Origin of the sequence: Georgenia sp. EYE_87 (assembly GCF_023148685.1) — a bacterium.
Taxonomy (GTDB): domain Bacteria; phylum Actinomycetota; class Actinomycetes; order Actinomycetales; family Actinomycetaceae; genus Georgenia.
Genome location: NZ_JAHXNL010000002.1, coordinates 512,908 through 530,384, shown reverse-complemented (window position 1 = coordinate 530,384; position 17,477 = coordinate 512,908). Strand labels below are relative to the sequence as shown.

The 17,477-nt window shown below is 75.4% G+C and carries 11 protein-coding genes and 1 pseudogene; 3 read left to right on the top strand and 9 right to left on the bottom strand.

All coding sequences use genetic code 11. From position 1 onward, the window contains the following. Positions 1-87: 87 nt before the first annotated feature. On the bottom strand, positions 88-363 hold the full coding sequence (locus KZX45_RS05775) for a hypothetical protein (RefSeq protein WP_248256737.1): 276 nt from the start codon (positions 361-363) through the stop codon (positions 88-90). Between the two features lie 428 nt (positions 364-791). Here KZX45_RS05775 and KZX45_RS05770 point away from each other — a divergent pair, with 428 nt between their 5' ends. Beyond that, positions 792-1,649, top strand: a complete 858-nt coding sequence (locus KZX45_RS05770) for a hypothetical protein (protein WP_248256736.1) — start codon at positions 792-794, stop codon at positions 1,647-1,649. Here the strand turns inward: KZX45_RS05770 and KZX45_RS05765 are convergent. From KZX45_RS05765 to KZX45_RS05740, 6 genes and pseudogenes are all read right to left on the bottom strand, one after another. After that, positions 1,646-2,284 carry a 5'-nucleotidase gene (locus KZX45_RS05765; RefSeq protein ID WP_248256735.1) on the bottom strand — a complete coding sequence of 213 codons (639 nt, stop codon included), beginning with the start codon at positions 2,282-2,284 and terminating at the stop codon, positions 1,646-1,648. The two genes, KZX45_RS05770 and KZX45_RS05765, sit on opposite strands and share 4 nt — an antisense overlap. A gap of 85 nt (positions 2,285-2,369) precedes the next feature. Further along, positions 2,370-2,822, bottom strand: a complete 453-nt coding sequence (locus KZX45_RS05760; protein WP_248256734.1) for a hypothetical protein — start codon at positions 2,820-2,822, stop codon at positions 2,370-2,372. 237 nt (positions 2,823-3,059) lie between these two features. Further along, a pseudogene (locus KZX45_RS05755) lies at positions 3,060-3,521 on the bottom strand (CpaF family protein); the annotation flags it as partial. A gap of 124 nt (positions 3,522-3,645) precedes the next feature. Next, positions 3,646-4,110 (bottom strand): hypothetical protein, encoded by a 465-nt coding sequence (locus tag KZX45_RS05750; protein ID WP_248256733.1) that lies wholly within the window; start codon positions 4,108-4,110, stop codon positions 3,646-3,648. A 151-nt stretch (positions 4,111-4,261) separates the two neighbouring features. After that, entirely contained in the window at positions 4,262-5,065 is an 804-nt protein-coding gene (locus tag KZX45_RS05745; protein ID WP_248256732.1) for a maleylpyruvate isomerase family mycothiol-dependent enzyme, read from the bottom strand. Beyond that, positions 5,062-8,499: an adenylate/guanylate cyclase domain-containing protein gene (locus KZX45_RS05740; protein ID WP_248256775.1), complete on the bottom strand. Its 3,438-nt coding sequence runs from the start codon at positions 8,497-8,499 to the stop codon at positions 5,062-5,064. Before KZX45_RS05740 ends, KZX45_RS05745 begins: the two co-directional genes overlap by 4 nt. 163 nt (positions 8,500-8,662) lie before the next feature. On the opposite strand from KZX45_RS05740, the gene KZX45_RS05735 reads away from it, so the two are divergent. Both KZX45_RS05735 and KZX45_RS05730 read left to right on the top strand, forming a co-directional pair. Continuing rightward, positions 8,663-9,358 (top strand): DUF998 domain-containing protein, encoded by a 696-nt coding sequence (locus KZX45_RS05735; protein ID WP_248256731.1) that lies wholly within the window; start codon positions 8,663-8,665, stop codon positions 9,356-9,358. A gap of 245 nt (positions 9,359-9,603) precedes the next feature. Continuing rightward, on the top strand, positions 9,604-10,887 hold the full coding sequence (locus KZX45_RS05730) for a phosphotransferase (RefSeq protein ID WP_248256730.1): 1,284 nt from the start codon (positions 9,604-9,606) through the stop codon (positions 10,885-10,887). 18 nt (positions 10,888-10,905) lie between these two features. Here KZX45_RS05730 and KZX45_RS05725 read toward each other — a convergent pair whose 3' ends face one another. Both KZX45_RS05725 and KZX45_RS05720 read right to left on the bottom strand, forming a co-directional pair. Further along, positions 10,906-14,262, bottom strand: coding sequence for an ATP-dependent DNA helicase (locus tag KZX45_RS05725; protein WP_248256729.1), 3,357 nt, complete (start codon positions 14,260-14,262; stop codon positions 10,906-10,908). After that, positions 14,259-17,465: an ATP-dependent DNA helicase gene (locus KZX45_RS05720; RefSeq protein WP_248256728.1), complete on the bottom strand. Its 3,207-nt coding sequence runs from the start codon at positions 17,463-17,465 to the stop codon at positions 14,259-14,261. The genes KZX45_RS05725 and KZX45_RS05720 overlap by 4 nt, the downstream gene beginning before the upstream one ends. Positions 17,466-17,477: the final 12 nt, after the last annotated feature.

Below are 17,477 nucleotides of genomic sequence, written 5' to 3'. Positions count from 1 at the left end.
GTCGGCTCGAGCACCTGCGCGGCTCCGCCCTGGGGTTCCGCAACCTGACGAACTACATCGCCAGAGCACTCCTGGAGACCGGCGGATTCAGACCCCGACTACACCCTCAATTCTGAAGAGCCGGTAATGGTCCATCTCGAGGCTGTAGTAGGAGAGCGCTTCGTCCGCAGCCACCAGAGCCTCAACGCCAGTCCGGCAGGCCAGTTCCGTCACGCCCAGGAGCTGCGACGTCCCAGCGAGCAGCGTCATCGACCACCCGTGTGGTAGGCGGCCAAGTTTGCGCACAGCCGCATCGTCGAACTTGCCACGCGCCTCCTCCAGCAACTGCCGTTGGACCGCCTCGGTCGGCGCGTGCTCAGCCATCTCGATCCTGCGTAGCCCCTCGTGGAGCGGCGCTTCGATAAGGCCCCGGACGTCACTCCGAAGGGCACGCAGCTGCGATGTCACAGCGTCCTGGAAGAGCCGAGCCGCTGCGCGAGGTTAAGACTTGCACTAAAAACATGCAATAGGGACACAGGTTCCATGAATCACTCCCACACGACAGCAGGCAGCGCCTCGGCAGCCAACGGGCGGCCACAACACATCCTTCCGTGATAGCGGTCGCTTCTGTGCGTAAACAGCGCCAAGGGGAGGCCCGACGGGTGCCGTGGAGTCTCGACCGCGCTGGAGTGCCGACGGCGACGGCGAGCTTGAAATCGTCATCCGCCCTATGGGCACGCAGGCCTGACTGTCAGCGCACAGCTCACCAGCCTCCTCCCCACCGGTAGGCTGACGTCCGGAAAGGGGTGCCGATGATGTCGCTGCGCAGGATCGTGGTGCCGCTGGCCGCCGTCGCCATGCTCGCCGGCTGCTCCGGGCTGATGGAGGCGGATCCGGCCCCGACCTCCTCCCCCGGCCCGAGCGCGGATCAGGCGTACGCCGACGCCGTCCGGTGCACTGACCAGAGCTCCAGCGCCCTGCGCGCGATGCTGATCGCGCTGCTCGCCGACGGCTCCGAAGGAACGCTCGACGACGCGATGGCTCCGTACTGGGACGCCGCGCACGCCACCACCGACTCCCGGTTCGGTGACGCCCTCATGGCTGCCAACCTCCGCCTCGGCGAGGTCTCGCGCGGGGAGGTCACCGCCCGGACCACCTTCGAGGAGCTGGCCGAGGTCTGCGGCGCCACCACCGAGCTCACCTCGGCGGACCTCACCGCGTTGATGGACAAGCACGTCGGCCTCCTCGTCGACTCCTCCGCCCGCACCGAGACCGCCCCGTACATCCGCTTCGAGGGGCCGGACGGCGCCGCGGCCGGCGAGGCAATCGATGCGACGCTCACCGAGGCCGAGAAGCAGGCGATGGTTGACGAGCTCTTCGGCCCTGCACCGAACGGCGAGCCGGAGGAGTGGGAGCCGGGCGACGAGCCGCGGACTCGCGCGGAGGAGATGCTGGCCACCCCTCCCCCGGCGGGCATCGCCGAGTGCATGGACGGGGTGTGGGACGTCCTCGCCGGCGACTTCACCGTCACCCCGGACCACGTCACCACCGCAGCGAGCCTGCTCGGCGAGACGCACCCGACCGTGGCCGCGCTGCAGGCGATCCTGGCTGACGGCGGCGCCGCCTCCATGGTCGACGTCGACAACGCCTGTTTCGAGGCAGCCGCCTAGCAGGGGCAGGTCGCGGCGTTCATCGCGCCGTACGGCACGTGCACCGACGGCGCCGCGTGGCTCGCGGCGTTCATCGCGCCGTACGGCACGTGCACCGACGGCGCCGCGTGGCGAGTCGACTCGATATGCCCGGCCTGGTCGAAGAAGATGTGCGGGCGCAGCACCTCGATGATGCGGCCCTTGTCGACCCCGCCGAGGAAGAAGGCGTCGTTGACGGTGGCACCCCAAGACTTCAGTGACGCCAGCGCCCGCTCGTGCGCCGGGGCGCCGCGCGCGGTGACCAGAGCGACGCGCACGAGCGGGGTGTACGTCGGGTCCGAGCGGTGACGCTCCTCCTCCAGCCGCTGGATACAGTTGATCCCGGTGAAGAAGCCGTACAGCGGCCCGGGCGGCAGCGGCTTCGTCGCCTTGGCGACCTCGTGGTCGTTGAAGGAGTCCAGCCCGCCAGCCTGGTACACCGGCTCGGACTCGTCCGAGGCGAGCACGCCGTCGAAGTCGAAGGCGATGCACGGCTCGGCGGCGTCGTGGTCCGGCCCGGAGTGCGCCATCACCTGCCCGGCGGGCAGCCCGAGGGCGGCGGCCTCGCGCACCGAGTCGGCGTCGGCGGAGAGGAAGAGGAAGAGGAAGACGGGCATGGGTCGTCGGCCGGCCCACTTCGCCGGGCGTGGTCCATGTCCCCCGGGGAGGCCCCCATCGCGGGGCCTGCAGGGCAACGTGCGCTTACTCGCGCTTGATGAGCTCGTCGATGCGGTCAGCGACGCGACGAAGCTCTAGCAGAACTTCATGACCGTCACGCTTCCAGGCCGGGAACTTGTCTTCGTCGGCGAGCCACTCGCGCACATCGTCGAGACTTGCTTTTCTCCTGTCCGACCACGTCACAGGGAGGCGGTCCGGACCAATAGCGTTGATGAGGGCTGCGGCCTCCGCGCCCATGTCCCTGCTAACGGATTTGTCATCGTGCCCGCCTCGCTCGAGGTTGCGGGAGAGCCGCGTCAGCACATCCAAGTCGAACATGAGTCGCGCGTGCTCGAGGGCTGCTCGCCGATCCTCGGCGGCGATCTCTCGGGCGTTCTGCCGGTCCTTAGCTGATACCACGAGGGCGATGATGGCTGCGGCGACCGCCGCTACAGCGACGGCGGTCTGGATCCATAAATTGAGTTCGTCGACGGCCACGTCGCCAGCGTGCCATGCCGAGACTAAGAAGGGACGTGCCGCGCCCGGTACCGGCGGCGCGAGAGTTCGGCGAGCTGGAGCTTCACCGAGTTGAGTTGGTCCCTCCGCCGGGGCCTACAGGTCTAAGGCGGCGTTTTTAGGTGTGCCCTGTCGATATTTTTAGCTGTGCCCACTCGGGTCGGAGCACGTGCAAGTCAGCATGTCAGAGGGCTGAACTAGGGTTATCTAAAGGACCTAGCGGGTGATGTCCGGGATGACGACGTGGATACGCTCCCCCGTGGCGAGCGAGGCGTCCACGAACGGGGTGGACAGGTCCAGACGCCTTCCCGAGACCCGGAGCATGCGCTCGACGAGGTCCCGTACCTGCGCGTCGTCGAGGATCGTCGTCGTCAGCTCGGACCGGCCGGAGCGGGCCACGAAGACCTTGCCCGGCTCGTTGATCCAGATCTCCTCGACCTCCGGGTCGTCGAGGTAACGCTGCAGAGGTCCCAGGCCGGCGACGGCGTCGACGACCTCCTTGGCGGCCGCCTCAGGATCACCGATCGGAGGGACGAGCCCGGCCACCGAGCGGTCGTCGTAGTCGGCCAGAGCCGCCGACACCAGCGCCCGCACACCGTCGGCGTCCCGTGCCGGGTCCACGCCGCGCCGCCGGACGAGCTCGCGCACCTCGCTCTCGAGGAGCGTCACCCCTTCGTCCACCCGCCACCCCCATGGTCGGTCGAGCGGACCGGCCCCCACCGGTCCTGCCCGGAAACTAGCGGAGGAACGCATGCAGCGGTAGCCCGCCGTCCGAATCTGTGGACGATGGGGTGACGGGAATGTCCTAGCCGACGATCTCGACCTCGGCGCGCTCCGCCCACCTCACGTCCACGCCGACCTCGGCGGTGCCGAACGGAGAGTCGTGCGGGATGCGGACAGTGATCTCGAAGGCACCGCGCTCGTCTGCGTCCACCGTCGTCAGCACCCGCTCCGTGCCCGCCACCCGGTACACGACCTCCAGCCCGGCGAACGGGGTCACGGTCTCCTCGCTCGAGACGTTGCCGTCCTCGTCCAGGCTGATCACGTCGGCACACCCGTCCACCATCGCCTCGCCCCGAACCGTCACCTCGTCGCCCGGTGCGGCGGTAGCCGGCTCGACCGCCACCGTCGGCGCCGCACAGGCGGCCGACGACTGCCCCGCCGAGTCCTCCGCCGCGCACGCGGCCACGGAGGCGGTGACCACCAGCGCCGCCGCCCCGACCGCCATCGCCTTCGTGCGGCCCCCACTGATCCACGACGCCTTCGTCATGCCGACATGCTGGCAGGTCGCCGGCGCCACCGCCGCCGTCTTCGCGCGTTCCGCTCCGTCAGGGGCTGGCCACAAAGTGCCGGCCTCGGCGAGAGCCACGCCGCCTCCTCGGTGCCTGCATGAGCACCGGGCACCGCCCCCGAGCGGCCGATCAGGGCCCCGGGACGTACTCCTTCAGCCGCCGCGCGAGCGCGACGTCCCCGGCGATCCGCACCCTCGCCGCCTCCACCGGGAGCCGCCCGTAGCCGGCGAGGAGGACGGCGTCGTCGTCGCCGCTGATGACCACCGCGTGCGGGCCGGTGGGCGCGGCCCAGGCGGCACCGTCGTACTCGGCCTCGATCGAGACGCTGGCGCCACGCAGCAGGAAGCCGGTGCCGGCCGGCGGTACGGCGGTGGCGTCGGCCGCCAGGACGGGCCAGAACGCCTGCAGCACCGAGGCTGCCGCGGCATGCGTGCCGGGACCGAGCCGGTCATCGACGCCGACGGCGTGGGCGAGGTCGCTGCGGTGCACGGCGGCCTCCATGACGAAGATCTGCAGGGCGAAGGCGAGCGGCATGTCCCCGTACGGCATCGGGACGGGAGCGGCGGGGTCCGACGGCGCCGCGGCGAGCGCCCGCAGCAGCCTCGCGCGGGCGCTCCGGAGCGCCGGGACGATCTGCTCCCGGGGTGCCTCGAGCGGCTCGCCCCGCGCCACTCGCGAAGCCTCCCCGGCCGGCCCGGCAGCTTCTCCCGCTTGGCCCACCGCCCCCGCTGCGGCGGCCGCACCTCCCACGGACCGCGCAGCGAGCAGCTCCAGCGCGTCGGCCTCCAGGGTCATGCCCCAGTGCACGTGCCGGGCCAGGTCTTCGACCGACCAGCCCTCCAGCCGGGTCGGCGTCTCCCACCCGGCGCCGTCGAGCAGGTCCAGGAAGGAGGCCCAGTCCCGCCCGATCAGCGATGTGGCGTCGTCGTTCACGCGTGCTCCAGCTCTCGTGCCAGCGGGGCCATGCCGAGCGCGGCCGCGTCGGCCCGGGCCCGGTCGAGCAGCGCCCCCGAACCCGGCCGGCCGGCCAGGCGCATCGTCCGGCCGAGCTCCGCGCGCGACCAGGCGGCCCGGCCTGCAGCCCCGAGGGCGTCGTTGTCCTCGACGGCGCTGGCGAGGTGCCGCTCGGCGCGGTCGAGATCGCCGGCCCCGCGCAGCGCCAGCCCCAGGAAGTGGTCGGCCGGGCCGAGGCACAGCGCGCCGGACCCGAGCACGACCATGTGCCCGCTCCACGGCGTGAGCAGCTCGGCGAGGCGCGCACACTCCGGGGCGGTGCCGACGGCGGCGGCCGCCTCCGCGAGGTAGGCCAGGGACGTGCTGCGGCCGAGGTCCTGCACGACGTTGTCGAACCCCGCCGCCGCGTAGTGGTCGAGCGCCCGCCGGGCCTCCCCCGCGTCGCCCGCCCGGGTGCGCAGGACCGCCTCGGCGAAGCCCCACCGGTCCGGGAGCGCCTCGGCGTACCCGGCGACCTCCGCCGTCACCTCGGGGGCGCCGCCCGTCATGAGGTGCAGCTCGAGCAGCTGGATCGTCCGGACCATGGCGGCGTCCGCGTAGTGCGAGCGGCGCGCCTGCTCGGCGAAGGTCGCCACGAGCCCGGGGGCGACGGCGTAGCTCCCGGCGAGGAGCGCGCGCATCGCCTCCCACATCGGCGGGTACCACAGGTAGAGCGGCCGGCCCATCCGCCCGGCCAGCGCGGCGGCCCGCTCCTGAGCGGCGTCGGCGACGGGGAGGTCGCCCGCCTCGAGCGCATCGACCAGCTGCAGGCGGGCCGCCTCCAGCTGGAGCTCGTCGTCGCCGGTGAGCTCCGCCGCCGCGACGGCGCGGGTGAGCCCGTCCAGGCGTTCCGTCAGGTGCTCGGGGCCCGCGAGCCCGGCGCGCAGAGCGAGCGAGGCCTCGGCGACGGCGGCCGCGTCCGCGGTCGACTCCGCGAGCCGGACGGCTGCCGTGCCCGACTCGATGCCCTCGGCGCGCCGGCCGGCGTAGACCAGGGCGCGACCGCGGGCGGCGAGCAGCCGGACGCGTCCGTGCACCTGGTCAACCGCGCCGGCGGGGCCGTCACCGGGCGGCCCCTGGTCCGCCCCGCCGTTCCCGCTCGGGGCACGGGCGCCCGGAGCAGGGTGGACCACCAGGGCGTCGTCGAGCAGCGCGAGGCCGTCCGCGCCCCACTCCTCTCGCGGCAGCCGGCTGGCGAAGAGCGCGTTCTCGTAGCCCAGCCCCGCGTCACGAAGACCGGCGGGGTCGGCCACCACGCGGGCGAGGGAGCCGCCGTCGCGGAACGCCGCCAACGCCTCCTCCAGACGGCCGGCCCGGCGCAGCGCCTCCGCCCGCGCGAGCGCGCGGCGCAGCCGCACCGGCTCGGGCGCCCCGGGCGCGACGTCGAGCGCGCGCCCCAGCAGCTCGGCCGCGCGCTGCGGCGACGGGACGAGGTGCTCGCCCGCACCACGCTCCAGCCAGTCGGCGGCCTCGTCCGCGATCTCGCGGGGTGCCCTGCCGTCCAGCACCGCGGCGGTGCCGGGCAGCGCCTCGAGCGCGAGCGCGAGGTGCAGGCCGACGAGCTCCGCCGGGCCCCGCCCGCGGATCCAGCCGGCGAAGCGGGCGTGGAGCTCGGCGCGCCGGCCACGGGCGAGGGAGGCGTACGCCGTGTCTCGCAGGAGCGCGTGCCGGTACGTGTAGGACGGGTGGTGGACCGTACCGGCGTGGGGGCCGCTGAGCAGACCGGCCCGGGTGAGGGAGTCCAGGGCGAGGGACGGCTCCTCGACGCCGAGGGCGGGCAGCGCCGCCGAGGGGAACGTGGTGCCGGGCACGGAGCCTCGCTCCACCACCTCGCGCGACGTCGGCGCCAGCCGGTCCAGCTGCGCCTGGTAGATGGCGTGGACGGTCGTGGGCAGCGACGGCGCCAGCGTGCCGCCGAAGGCCCAGCCCCCGCTCCGGGACGTCAGCACCCCGCCGAGGATCCACGAGCGGAGCAGCTCCTCGACGAAGAGCGGGTTCCCGCCCGAGACGCGCACGATGCCGGCGACGTACTCGTCCGGCACGGCGTCCGCCCCCACGAGCGCGCTCACCATCGTCTCGGTGTCGGAGGCCGCGAGCGGCGGCAGGTGGATCAGCGGCACCCCGGACAGCGGGCCGGAGTCGGTCAGCGAGGCGTCGGGCCGCGCGGTCAGCAGCATCAGGCCACGGCCGGGGCTCGCCAGGACGTGGGCGAGGAAGGCCCGCAGGTCGGCCCCGGCGAGGTGGACGTCCTCGACCACCCACAGCGGGGCCGGGCCCGGGAGGGCGTCCAGCGCCGCCGCCCACGAGGCGAACAGGTCCGCCGGCTCGGCCGTGAGAGCTCCGCTCATCAGGTCGCGGACGTGGCCGGCGACCGTCCGCGCGTGCCCGGCGTCGAAACCCTCGCCCGCGAGCCAGGACACCAGCGCGTCGTCGTCGGGCACCGCCCCGAGCCCGGCGACGGCGAGCGCCTCCCTCATGAGCTGGGCGACGGCCCCGTAGCCGCTCGCCCGCCCGTCCGGCCGCGCGACGAGCACGGGGTGTCCCGCCGAGGCGGCGCGCAGGCAGAGCTCCTCGGCCACGCGGGACTTGCCCACCCCGGGCGGCGCGACCAGGAGCGCCGCGCGCCGTCCACCGCCGTCGCGGGCACCGCCGTCGCGGGCACCGCCGTCGCGGGCACCACCGTCGCGGGCACCGCCGTCGTGAGTGCCCTCGCCCGCGGCCCCGCGGGCCGACGACGTCAGATCGGCCACGAGGTCGTCCAGGAGACGCTCGCGCCCGAGCATCGGGGCGTGCAGCCCGAGCGCCGCCAGCCCTCGGCGGGCCACGGCGCGCGTGCCGCCCGGCCGCCAGACCGGCACCGGCTCGGCCTTGCCGCGCAGCGTCACCTCGCCCGCCGGCTGCAGCGCGAAGGCGTGCCCGACGCCGAACGCGGTCTCGGGCCCGAGCAGCACCTCGCCGGGAGCGGCCGCCGCCTGGAGCCGGGCTGCGGTGTTGACGACGTCGCCGGTGACCCGCCACCCGTCGCCGACGCGCGAGACCACGACCTCGCCGGTGTTGACGCCCACGCGCAGGTTCAGGGTGCCCGGCGCCAGCCCCAGCGGGGCCTCGGTCCGCCGGGCGGCGTGCTGCAGTCCGGTCGCGGCACGGACCGCACGGACGGCGTCGTCGTCGGAGGCGACCTCCACCCCGAAGGTCGCCATGACGGCGTCGCCGATGTACTTCTCGACGGTCCCGCCGTGCTCGGCGAGCGTCGCGGCGGCACTTGCGAAGAACTCCTCCTGGATGCGGGCGACGTCCTCGGGGTCGAGCCGCTCGGACAGCGCGGTGAAGCCCACGAGGTCCGCGAAGACCACGCTCACGACCCGCCGGACCATGCCACCCACGGTGGAACGGTAACGGCCGGCGTGCCCGCCAAGACGCGGAACGAGGCGGTCTTCCGGACGGGCTCCGCGACGCTCGTCTGTCACCATGATCCCCACGGCGGTGACCGGCACGCGCGGCGCGAGCACCGCCAGGCACCCGGCGGGAGGAGCGGCGGTGACACGGACGCTGCTGGGCTGCGGCGTCGTCGCGGGTCCCCTCTTCGTGGCGGCGACGGCGGTCCAGGCCATCACTCGTGAGGGCTTCGACCCACGTCGGCACGGCATCAGCCTGCTCAGCCACGGCGACCTCGGCTGGGTGCAGATGGCGAACTTCGTCGTGAGCGGGCTCCTCGTGACCGGCTTCGCCGTCGGCGTCTCGCGGCTGCCGCACCCGGGAGGGCGCGGCGCCCTGGCCGCGCCGCTGCTCGGCGTCGCGGGCCTCGGGCTGGTGCTGGCGGGGGCGTTCCGCGTCAGGTCCTACGGCGGGTTCCCCGGCGGAGCGTCCGGCGGCGCTCCCGTCGACCCGTCGGCGGCCGCCCGGGACGGTCTGCTGCACGACGTCGGCACCGTCCTCGCCATCAACGCCGGGCTGCTCGCGTGCCTGGCGCTGGCCCGCCGGTTCGCCCGGTCCGGCGACCGCGGCTGGGCGAGGTACAGCGTGCTCGCGGCGGTGGTCGGCGCCGGTCTCGCGTGGTGGCCGTTCGGCGGCACCGCGGTGCGCCTGGCGCTCGTCACCGTGGTGCTGATGTCGTGGGTGTCCCTCGTGGCGGCGCGGCTCCTGAGGGAGCAGCGCCCGCGCCCCCAGGGTGCGATCCGTCGCCCGGGCGGCGGAAGCGTCCGCCGAGGTTCCGGGCCGCGCCCGGCAGGCTGACGTGTGTGACGCACGCCCCGCTGCCGTCGAGGGGTCTGGCACGACAACGCGGGCGTGCGCCGCGTAGGCTTTTCCCCGGCGGCCAACCTCTTCCACAGGTTGTCCGCTAGGCCCACCCGGTTTCGCCGCCGGGTGGGCTGCCGCATTTCGGGCCACGATTCCCGCATTTCCGCGCGCTGACGCACATCGCGGGTCACCGGCGCGTGCACCTCGCACCGCCCGCCCCGCCCGCATAGGTTTGCCGTGTGGTCCGTTCAGCGCTCGCCCTCGCCGCCCTCGCCACCACGGCCGTGCCCGGCCTGGACGTGGTGGCGACGCGTCCACCGCAGACGGCCAACAGCGACTACCAGACGACCGGCCTGCTCGACGCGGGCGGGCGGCACTGGGTCATCCGGGCGCCGCTGCACCCCGCCGCCGGCGCCGCCCTCGAGGGCGAGGTGGCGCTGCTGGCGAACCTCGTCAAGGAGGTCGAGGAGGGTCGCTTGCCGTTCGACGTGCCCCGGCCCGTCGGCTTCGCGGCGCTGCCGGAGGGCGGGCGTGCCATGGTCTTCCGCGCGCTCGTGGGCCGCCCGCTGGTCCTGGACCGCCTGACACCGGGCCCGGGGCTGTCCGCCGAGCTCGGCCGGGCGATCGCCGCGTTCCACGAGCTCGACCCCGCCGTCGTCGCCGACGCCGGCCTCCCCGTCTACGACGCCGACGCCTACCGCCGGCGCTGCCTGGCCGAGGTTGACGAGGCCGCGCGGACCGGTCGCGTCCCCTCGTCGCTGCTCAACCGCTGGGAGCACGCCCTGGAGGACGTGGCGCTGTGGCGGTTCCGGCCCACCCCGGTGCACGGGGACCTCGCCCCGGAGCACGTCCTGGTGACGGACGGGCGGGTCTCGGCACTGCTCAGCCTGTCCGAGGTGCACGTCGGTGACCCGGCCGAGGATCTCGCCTGGCTGCTCGCCGCGGCCCCTGAGGACTCCCTCGACGCGATCGAGGAGGCGTACTCGCTAGCCCGCACCGAGGGAGCCGACGCGACGCTCATGGATCGCGCGCTCCTCGTCTCCGAGCTGGCGCTGGCCCGGTGGCTGCTCCACGGGGTGCGCCACGAGGAGCAGCCGGTGGTGGAGGACGCGACAGCCATGCTTCGCGCGCTCGCCGAGGACGTCGCCGACGCGCCCGGCATCGGCGCGCACGAACCCGTCGTGGTGCGCGACCACGACGCGGACTGGGCGCCGGACGAGGTCGGCGCCGGCCCTCAGGAGTCTGCCGAGACCGCGGCCGCCGAGACCGAGGCCGCCGAGGACGAGGCCGCCGAGGAGCAGGGGGCCACCCACGGCCGGGGGCCGACCGACGCCGGAGGCGGCACCGAACGTCCCGAGAACGACGGCGGTGCGGCGCCGCCGCGCTCCGGCGGGCCGGGGCCTGCCCCTGTGGACGCGGCGAGCGCCGGGCGACGTGACCGGGCGGCGGTCACCGAGGAGTTCCACCTGGGCACCGAGCTGCCCGACTTCCTGCGCGAGGACGACCAGCCCCACGACCGCTGAGGACCGCGACCGGCGCCGTCAGCCGCGTCGGCCGGCCTCGATGGCACCGGTGATGCGGGCGACGATCTCCTCCTCCGTCAGCGCTCCCGCGCGCACCGTCTGGTCGTGGCCCACGTAGTAGAACGCGGCGCCCACCTGCTCCAACGGCGTGCTCCTCGCCCGTGACCACGCCAGCCGGTACAGGGCAAGCTGCATCTCGCGCTCCGCGAGCTCCTCGGCCCCGCGGGGCGGGCGCCCGGTCTTCCAGTCCACGACCTCGACGCCGTCCGGGCCGTCGAAGACCGCGTCGATCCGGCACCGCACGATCGTGCCGGCGACCGGCGTCTCCAGGTCCACCTCGACGGCGACCGGCTCGCGGCGTGCCCACTCCGAGGCGGCGAACGTGCGCTGGAGACGCAGGAGCTCCTCGTCGGAGAGCACCATGTCCCCGGAGTCCTCCCCGCTGCCGCCCACGTCCTCGACGTCCAGCAGCGCCGCCTGCCCGTAGAAGTGCTCGACCCACTGGTGGAACCGGGTCCCCCGGCGCGAGACGAGCGTCGGCTCGCCGGGCACCGGGCGGCGGCGGTCGCGGGCGAAGCGGCGCGGATCGGTGACGAGGCTGACGACCGCCGAGGCGGACAGGTGCCCGGCGAGCGTGATCTCGCGTTCCCGGGCCGTGGCCTCGGCGCGCTCCCGCAGCAGCAGCTCGGCGTCAGCGAGCCAACGGTCGAGGCGCTCGTCGCCCGTCCGCGCACCGAGGTCGGGCGGCGTCGCTGAGGCACGGGCCTCGTGGACCGCCGCGGCGGCGTCCTCGCGCGCCGCCCGCCGCGGTCCGAGCGGGTCGAGCGGCCAGCGCACGGGTGCGGCTTCGGTGCCCGGGTTCTGGGCGTCGGCGGGCGGCTGCCCCGCCCAGGCGTCGTCGGCGAGGTCGGCCACCTGGCCCGCGCGCCGGGGCTCGGCGAGGAACCTCGACGGCGGCAGGGCGGTCTTCCCGGAGCGGAACCATGAGCCGGACAGCAGCAGGGTGTGCCGTGCGCGGGTGAGGGCCACGTAGGCGAGGCGGCGCTCCTCGGCCACCCGGTGTGCGCCGGCCGCCTCCCGGAAGGCGAGGCGCGCCTCCTCGACGTCGTCGTGGGTGGCCGCGCCCGCGACGTCGAGCCGCGGGAGGGCGTCGGCGTCCTTGCGCAGCGGGAAGGGCAGCTCGCCGACGCTGGTCAGCCATGCCGCCGCCGTGACGGAGCCGTCGGGCCGGACGTTGCCGTCGTACCCGGGGAACTGCTTCTCCACCATCCCGGGCACCGCGACGACGTCCCACTCCAGGCCCTTGGCGGCGTGCACCGTCAGGACCTGGACGACGGCGGAGTCGGGCTCGGTCTCGGTGGTCTCGACGGCGTCGAGCCCTCGCTCGCGCTCCTCCGCGGCGTCGAGCCAGGCGAGGAAGGCCCCCGGGGTGGGCCGCTCGGCGTCGGCGGCGAAGGACGCGGCGACCTCGGCGAAGGCGTCCAGGGCGGCGCGCGCCGCACCGGTCGCCGAGGCGCCAGCGCGGGCCGCCACCTCGATGTCCACCTCGAGGAGCTGCTCGGTGGCGACGACGAGCTCGGGCAGGGACAGGTGCGTCAGGGCGCGGATCTGCCGCAGCACGTCGCCCAGGCGGCGCACCCGCGCGGCCCCCTCGTCGCTCATCGTGTGCCCGCGCGGGCCGGTCCAGCCGGCACGGGGCGGGTGCTCCACCGCCTCGACCAGGCTGGACTCCTCGCGGGGGTCGAGCCGGCGTTCCTCGTCCTCGGTCAGGGACACGGCGGCGCTGCGGGCCAGGTGGCGCGCCCAGTCCTGCAGGGCGTGCAGGTCGGCGACCCCCAGGCGCAGGTTGGTCAGCAGCCGCATGAGCGCGTCGCCGCGGGCGGCGTCGCTCGCCACCTGCAGGGCGGCCCGGACGTCCACGATCTCGGGGGTGGCCAGCAGCCCGCCCATGCCGACGACCCGGTAGGGCAGGCCCCGGGCCTGCAGCGCCCGGACGATCCCCGGGAACTGGCTGCGCTTGCGGCACAGCACCGCCGCGGTCCTCGGTCCCGCGGGCTCCCACCGCTCGTCGAGGAACTCCGCCACCCGGGCCTCCTCCTCGCCCTGGGTCAGCGCGTACAGGCCGAGCACCTCCCCTGCCTCAGCACCCGGCTTGGCGCGCAGCTCGGGGACCGGTACGGAGGGCCCGAGGCCGGCGCCGGGGGCGCGCAGCGGCTGGGAGACGGTGTTGGCGGCGGCGAGGATCTGGCGGTCGTTGCGCCAGGAGGTGCTCAGGGCGAGGGTGGCCGCCCCGCGGACCGCGCCATCGGGCTCCAGGTGGGGGAAGCGGGTGGGGAACTCCGCGAGGGACGCGGCCGAGGCGCCCCGCCAGCCGTAGATGGCCTGGTTCGGGTCGCCGACGGCGGTGACGGGGTGCCCGCCGCCGAAGAGGTTGGCGAGCAGCTCGAGCTGGGCGACGGAGGTGTCCTGGAACTCGTCGAGCAGGACGACGCGGTGCTGCTCCCGCAGCTGCGCGCCCACCTCCGGGACGGCGTCGGCGATCTGCGCGGCGAGGGCGACCTGGTCGGCGAACCCGATGAGGCCGCGCTCGCGCTTGCGGCGCTCGTAGGCCTCGACGAGGTCGAGCAGGGCGGCCCGCTCGTCGAGCGAGGCGGCGATCCGGAGCACCTCGGCGAACGGCTTCCGCCGTCGGCCCGGGACCTTGTCGAGCAGGTCGGTGCGCAGGTCGGTCAGCAGCTCACGGGCCTCCGCCGGCTCGAGGAGGTTCTCCCGCAGCGCGCCCGCCAGGCCGAGCACGGCCTGGGTGACCGAGCCCGGCGACCGGTCGGTCGCGAGGTCCTGCTCCCAGCCCTGCACGAGGTCGTCGGCGAGCTGCCAGGCACCGGCCTCGGTCACGAGCCGCGCGTCGGGGTCGGCGCCCACGCGCAGGGCATGGTCGCGGGCGATGTTCCCTGCGAAGGAGTTGTACGTGGCCACCTGAGGCCGGTCGACGTCCAGACCGGGCCCCTCCGCACGGTCGTCCGCGTCCGGCGGGGTCAGGCCTGCCGCGCGCAGGGCCCGCAGACGCGCGCGGATCCGGTGGGCGAGCTCCGCGGCCGCCTTGCGGGTGAAGGTCAGGCCGAGCACCTCCTCGCCGCGGACCAGACCGTTGGCGACGAGGTAGACCACACGTGAGGACATCGTCTCGGTCTTGCCCGACCCGGCGCCGGCGACGACGAGCAGGGGGGCGAGCGGCGCCTCGATGACGGCCGCCTGCTCCTCGGTGGGCCTGGGCAGCTCGAGGCGGTCGGCGATCTCCGCGGCGGACCAGCGTGGGCGCGTGACGGCGGCGGCCGTCGTGGCGGTGGTCGGGACGGTCTGGTCCTTGATCGTCACTGGGTCACCCGTCCTCCGTCGTCCTGCAGGGGGCAGGAGGTGCGCACCGGGCAGTGGTCGCACTGGTCGTTGGCGATCGCGTCGAACGACGCGCCGGCCATGGTCTCGGCGGCGAGCTCGACCAGTTCGGCGGCCCAGCGCGGGTCGTCGGCGTTCTCCAGGGCCCGCTGCTCGCGCAGGGTGGCGCTCCTGCCGGTGCCGAGGTAGACCAGTCGGGCACCGTCGGCCCCCAGACCGTCCCAGGCGCCGGCGTCCACCGCGAGCTGATAGGTGCCGAGCTGCGGGTGCTGCTCCGCCTTGTCCTTGCTCACCGGGCTCGCCGAGGTCTTCAGGTCGACCACCCGGACGCGACCGTCGTCGAGGTGCTCGACACGGTCCATCCGGCCGGCGAGGCGGGCACGCCCGACCTCGACGGCGAAGTCGCGCTCGACGTCGACCTCGCCGGGTACCGAGGCGAGGTAGCCGGCGAGCCGCTCGATCATCTGCTCGGCGAGCGCCCGCCGGCGCCGTCCCACCCACCCCTCGCCCATGCCGAGCTCGGTCCACCGCTCGTCGAGGGCGGCGGTGAGCTCCTCCAGCGGCCCGTGCGGATGCTCGGCGGCGATCTCGTGGATCAGCGACCCGACGGACTGGTCGGTGCTGGCGTCCCCGCGCCCGCCCGCCTGCTCCAGCGCCCAGCGCAGGCCGCACGTCGTGGCCTGCTCGACGCCGGACGGGCTGACGGGGACGACCGAGTCGGGCGGCCGCAGGGGCTGATCCGTGCTGACCGGCGCGAGGCCGCTCCAGCTGACCGGGTCGGCGCCGGGCACCCTCTCCTCCGCCAGGTGCGCGAGGAGGGTCGCGGCCGCGTCGCGGCGCCGGGCGTCCTCGCCGGATTCGACCGGCTCCTCCAGGGCGCAGCGAAGCTCGGCCACGAGGCCCCGCAGGTCGAGCGCCGGCGGCACGCTGCGGACCTGTGTGGGGTCGAGATCGGGCGCGAGCAGGTCGAGGAACGTCGAGGGACGCTCCTCCTCGTCGAGGACGGCGGTGACGAGCAGGCGGCGGCTCGCGCGGGAGACCGCCACCGCCAGCATGCGCAGCTCGTCGTCGAGCACGGCGCGCCGGGCCGGCCCGAAGGCGCGGCGGCCGTCGGCGGACCGGCCCGCCTCCAGGTCGGTGAGCGCGCCCGAGCCGAGGAGGGAGTCGCGCAGCCGCAGGTCGGGCCACGTGTCCTCCTGCAGCCCGGCCACCGCGACCACCTGCCACTCCTCGCCCGCCGCCGCGGCGGGGGTGAGGACGTGGACCACCTCGGCGCGCACACCCTGCGCGGCGAGGGAGTCGGCGGGCAGGTCCTGGGAACGCAGGTGCTCGAGGAACCCGGCGGGACCACCGCCCACCGTACGGTCGGTGAACTGCTCGGCCGCCCGGAACAGCGCCATGACGGCGTCGAGGTCGGCGTCCGCGCGCTCGGCCCCCGGCCCTCCCGAGAGGGCACGTTCCCGCCAGGGCTCGGCCAGGCGGGCGGTGTCCCACAGCGCCCACAGCACCGTCTCGGCCGTGGCGCCGGGGCGGTCGAGCGCCGCGCGGCCGGCCGCCAGCACCGCGGCGACCCGCGCCGCGCCCCGGCCCGCGGCGCGAGGCAGCCCCGAGGCCAGCTCTGGGTCGGCCAAGAGCACGGCCAGCAGCTCGTCCGCCGGACGCCCGCCGCCCGCCGCCCGCTCGAGCCCGCGCAGCGTGCGGCGCAGGACGCGCAGACCGACGGCGTCGGTGCCGCCGAGGGGGGAGGTGAGCAGCTCGACGGCCTGCTCGGGGCTCGGCGCGCCGGCGAGGACCGCGGCGAGCGCCACCAGGAGCGGACGCACGGCCGGCTCCTCGCGCAGCACGCCGGGCGCCGCCTGCCCGCCGACCGGCACGCGCCAGCTGCGCAGGGAGCGCTGCAGCTCGCGCAGATGCCCCGCCGAGCGCACGACCACGGCCATCTGCGACCACGGCGTGCCGTGGTGGAGGTGCTCCTCGCGCAGCTGCCGCGCGATCCAGGCCCCCTCCTGCGCCCGCGAGCGCAGCACCGCCGGCTCGACCCCGCGGGGCGCCGTGCCTCCCGGCCGTGGGCCCTCGGGCTCGGCGCCGGCCCGCGCCCGGCGGTGGCCGGCCGCCCCCAGGGTGGAGATGGAGGAGGTGACGGCGACCGTGGCCGCCCGCAGGGCACCGTCCTGACGGTGCACGGTGCGCAGCTCGATGCGGTGGGCGTCGAAGCCCCCGAGCGGCTCGCGGGTCTCGGCCCGGCCCACCAGGGCCGGGGTGCCGCCGCGGAACCCCTGGACCCCGGCGTCAGGGTCGCCGTGCAGCAGCAGCTGGGAGCCGTCGTCGGCGAGGACCCGCAGGAGCCGGGCGGTGGCGAGCGTGGAGTCCTGGTGGTCGTCCACCACGACGGCGGACCAGCGCGGCCGGGGGTGCGCGGGCACCTCGCCCTCCCAGGCCCGCAGCGCGGCGGTCGCCTCGTCGACGATGCGGGCGGCGTCGAGCCGGGCACCACGGTCGGGCGTGAGCTCCCCGAGCGCGGTCACCTCCTGGTACTCCTGCAGCAGGACCGCGGCGGCCACCCACTCCGGCCGGTCGTGGCGCCGGCCCCGCTCGGCCAGCTCCTCCGGCCCGAGACCGAGCTCGGCGGCGCGCATGAACAGGTCCCGCAGCTCGTCGCGGAAGGCGCCCATGGCGAGGGTCTCGGGCCCGACGCTCGCGGGCCAGCGCACCGGCGCGCCGAGCCCGGCCCGGTGGCCGTCGAGGAGGTCGGCGAGGATCTGGTCCTGCTCCGGGCCGGTGATCAGGGTCGGCGGCGGCTCGTCCAGGAGCGCGGCACGCATGCGCAGCACCGAGTAGGCGAAGGACGCGGGCGTGCGCACGAGCACCTGGGTGGTGGTGCGCCCGAGCCGCGCGGCGACGGCGTCACGCACCCGGGCCGCGCCCCGGCGCGTGGGCACGAGCAGCAGGACGCCCTGGTCGCCGGGCGTCACCTCCCCGCCGTCAGCGGCGGCCGAGGCACGGGCGAGGAAGGACTCGATCGCCGTCGTCGTCTTGCCCGTGCCGGGCGCGCCGACCACGAGGAGGTGGCCGCCCCCGTGCGGCCAGGCCACGGCCTCGGCCTGCTGCTCGTCGAGGACGGGCGGCCCGGGGACCGGGGCGGGCAGCCGCAGCGCCAGCGCGGTCCCACGGGTCCTGTCGTCCATGCCCCGATGTCA